This is a genomic window from Terrihalobacillus insolitus, assembly GCF_028416575.1.
Taxonomy (GTDB): Bacteria; Bacillota; Bacilli; order Bacillales; family Amphibacillaceae; genus Terrihalobacillus; species Terrihalobacillus insolitus.
In genome coordinates this window covers 1-2,486 of the sequence record NZ_JAMQKB010000054.1, presented here as the reverse complement: position 1 = coordinate 2,486, position 2,486 = coordinate 1, and the positions used below count along the sequence as shown (strand labels likewise).

General features: G+C 38.5%; 4 protein-coding genes. All 4 read right to left on the bottom strand.

Going from position 1 to position 2,486, the window contains the following annotated elements; genetic code table 11:
- Nucleotides 1-315: 315 nt before the first annotated feature.
- The 4 genes from NC797_RS18195 to NC797_RS18180 all read right to left on the bottom strand — a co-directional run bounded on the left by NC797_RS18195 (nucleotide 316) and on the right by NC797_RS18180 (nucleotide 2,281).
- Nucleotides 316-1,323: a LolA family protein gene (locus tag NC797_RS18195; RefSeq protein WP_272438206.1), complete on the bottom strand. Its 1,008-nt coding sequence runs from the start codon at nucleotides 1,321-1,323 to the stop codon at nucleotides 316-318.
- A gap of 55 nt (nucleotides 1,324-1,378) precedes the next feature.
- A complete protein-coding gene (locus NC797_RS18190) occupies nucleotides 1,379-1,636 on the bottom strand; it encodes an NAD(P)H-hydrate dehydratase (protein ID WP_272438205.1) in 258 nt (85 codons plus the stop codon).
- Nucleotides 1,637-1,785: 149 nt separating this feature from the next.
- Nucleotides 1,786-1,935 (bottom strand): hypothetical protein, encoded by a 150-nt coding sequence (locus NC797_RS18185; RefSeq protein WP_272438204.1) that lies wholly within the window; start codon nucleotides 1,933-1,935, stop codon nucleotides 1,786-1,788.
- Between the two features lie 136 nt (nucleotides 1,936-2,071).
- Nucleotides 2,072-2,281, bottom strand: coding sequence for an NAD(P)H-hydrate epimerase (locus NC797_RS18180; protein WP_272438203.1), 210 nt, complete (start codon nucleotides 2,279-2,281; stop codon nucleotides 2,072-2,074).
- Between the last annotated feature and the right edge of the window lie 205 nt (nucleotides 2,282-2,486).

Below are 2,486 nucleotides of genomic sequence, written 5' to 3'. Positions count from 1 at the left end.
TCCCGCCAAAACCTCAGATTTTCGCCGAATAAGGGCCTGTGAGTCCGCTAAAAATTCTATGCGGACTGAGAGGCCGTTATTTGCAGAAAAATAGCCGTTTTCCTTGGTTTAGCGGACTCACAGGACGTTATTTGCTACAATAGGGCTATTTATGGTTGGCTTTTTGGCAATTAACGGCCTCTCAGTCCGCTAATCCCGCCAAAACCTCGAATTTTTGCTGAATAAGGGCCTGTGTGTCAGCTAAAGCAATAAAAACGATGAATCTCACCAAAAATAAAAGCAGACTCGAATTCAACTGAGTCTGCTTGCTGCATATTATTTTACTTCTTTGCCCTGAACAGAGCTTGCTACATCAATCATTTCTTCTCTTGTTAGGTCTTCACTCGCTAAATAGAAGTTGGTTCCATTATAGTTCCACTCAATCGAATTTGAAGTGATTGCACCAACCGTGAATCCTAGGTTAATTGGCTCCCCTTTTACAGTAGTAGGTGCACTAGCTGGATATGATTCCACTCTTTCTTGCATTAATGTGAAATTCTTTTCACCTTCATAAGATAGAATAACGCGTTTTCCGTCTTCTAACTCTACTTCCTTCGTTTCAACGAGCTCAGCATTTAACTCATTCATAGGATAAAGAACGCTAAAATTAGTTGGCTGATCCTCTGCCATTGTCGGAACACCTGTTACTCCGCTAGTCATATTTTTTTCAATTTGAAAATCATCTTTTGCAAATTCAGGATTTAATTTAAATTTAGAAAAGTTTACTTCCACCAATGAATTCTTCTCTTTATCTAATACCTTCACTTTAACTGGAGTATAGGTTTTTTTGTCAAAATAGATCTCTTGGAATGGCAGGTTATTGTTGTTTTGATAGTTCGTTTTTGTTTCAAATACATAATATTTCTCCGTTGACTTAAATGTCGCTTCACTATCATTTTTAATGTCTTTTACTAACGACTGGTAAAGATATGGTTGGCTCGTATTATCAGGCCAATCACTTTTAAATTTAAAGCTTTTGTTTAGTGCGGGTGTTAAAACAAATACACCATCATCGTTACGCAAAATAACTTGATTTCCTTTTTCGTCGTTGTCATTCTTTAATAAAACCCGATAATAATTTTTCTTTTTATGCCAAATATCGATGTTATACGTTTGGCTTTTTTCTCCAGTTTTTAGATTCATGCTTGCCTGTGCTTTATAGCCTTCCATATTTTCGAGCTTACTATCTAGCTCTTTAACAACCTCTTCTTTTGATTGTTCTCCACAGGCTGATAAAACAACGACTAACAAGGCAAGGATACATAGGCCTAAATATTTTCTCATGATCACAACTCCTTTGTCTCGTTTCAATGGACAAAGGGAACGTGAAAACACCGCTTTACAATGAAAATGTACGAAAGATAGTAGCTAATAGGTCATACTGGAAATGATAGTTCCTCACTAATAGATCTGCCGCTTTTCCATGGATGAAGCAACCATTAGACAATGCTTGCGGAATCATTTCATTTTGCATTAGCATGACAAGGAGAATACCAGAAAGAACTTTCTCACTACCACCCTTTGCAAAATCCGCTTTACCAGTTACGCGCACCCACTGATCAACCATTGGATCTGTAATAATGGGGTATGCTTCCATTTAAACGAAATAAATGTAGTATTCCATCGAAATTGTCTCGATTAAGAAAAAGGCTTTTCCAACAATTTGTTGATCGGCGCATTCAAAATTGATGCCATTTCTCCTGGATGTGGAGTTAGAACATCGGGAAATTCCAACCAGGCATTTCTTTAGAATCTCCAACAATGAATCCTTTTCCTTGATTTCCTTTGTGGGAGTATTGGTTTGATTGTTTCGATTACAGATCGATACGACTCTCGTAGCTGTCCAGTTATTCCAATACCGAGCATCGCGTCAATGATGTCAGCTTCTAGCAGCATCCTTCTCGTCCAGTCACTTCCTTGAAGTACTTAAACCTGTCCACCCTATGAAGGTAAAGCTGTTTGTGGTACGACGCTTCTCCTTTACCTTTTTCATCTGGTACCAATTGCAAAACCTTCAGACAGTATTTCTGGTTCAATAACGACGAGCCACGACAAATCCGTCCCCGCCATTGTTGCCCCCTCCAACAAGAACAAGGACATTTTGATCTTCTTTCAAATGTTGTACAGCCTTATTAGCTACTGCTCTTCCAGAGTTCTCCATTAATATTCTTTCGTCGATCCCTCTTTCCTTAATGGTAAAACGTTCCATTTCGTACATTTCCTCCGCGGTGACAATGTGCACATCGCTCCCTCCTACCCGCACTAAAATATATGAGACAAACTATCCGAATATGCAGACTAGCCTTATTCAAAGTGGAATGTGCTATAATTATTAAGGAAAGAATTGTAGTTGGGACAAAAAAACAGAACATCTTTTCAGTTCTGTTTTTTTGTCCCAATTGCAATTTTTCCCATTGAACAATAGTCGCACTGTCACCTTTCAATCA

Coding starts and splice junctions, on each gene's coding strand:
- NC797_RS18195 (WP_272438206.1), bottom strand. CDS start 1,323: ATGAGAAAATATTTAGGCCTATGTATCCTTGCCTTGTTAGTCGTTGTT.
- NC797_RS18190 (WP_272438205.1), bottom strand. CDS start 1,636: ATGGAAGCATACCCCATTATTACAGATCCAATGGTTGATCAGTGGGTG.
- NC797_RS18185 (WP_272438204.1), bottom strand. CDS start 1,935: ATGCTGCTAGAAGCTGACATCATTGACGCGATGCTCGGTATTGGAATA.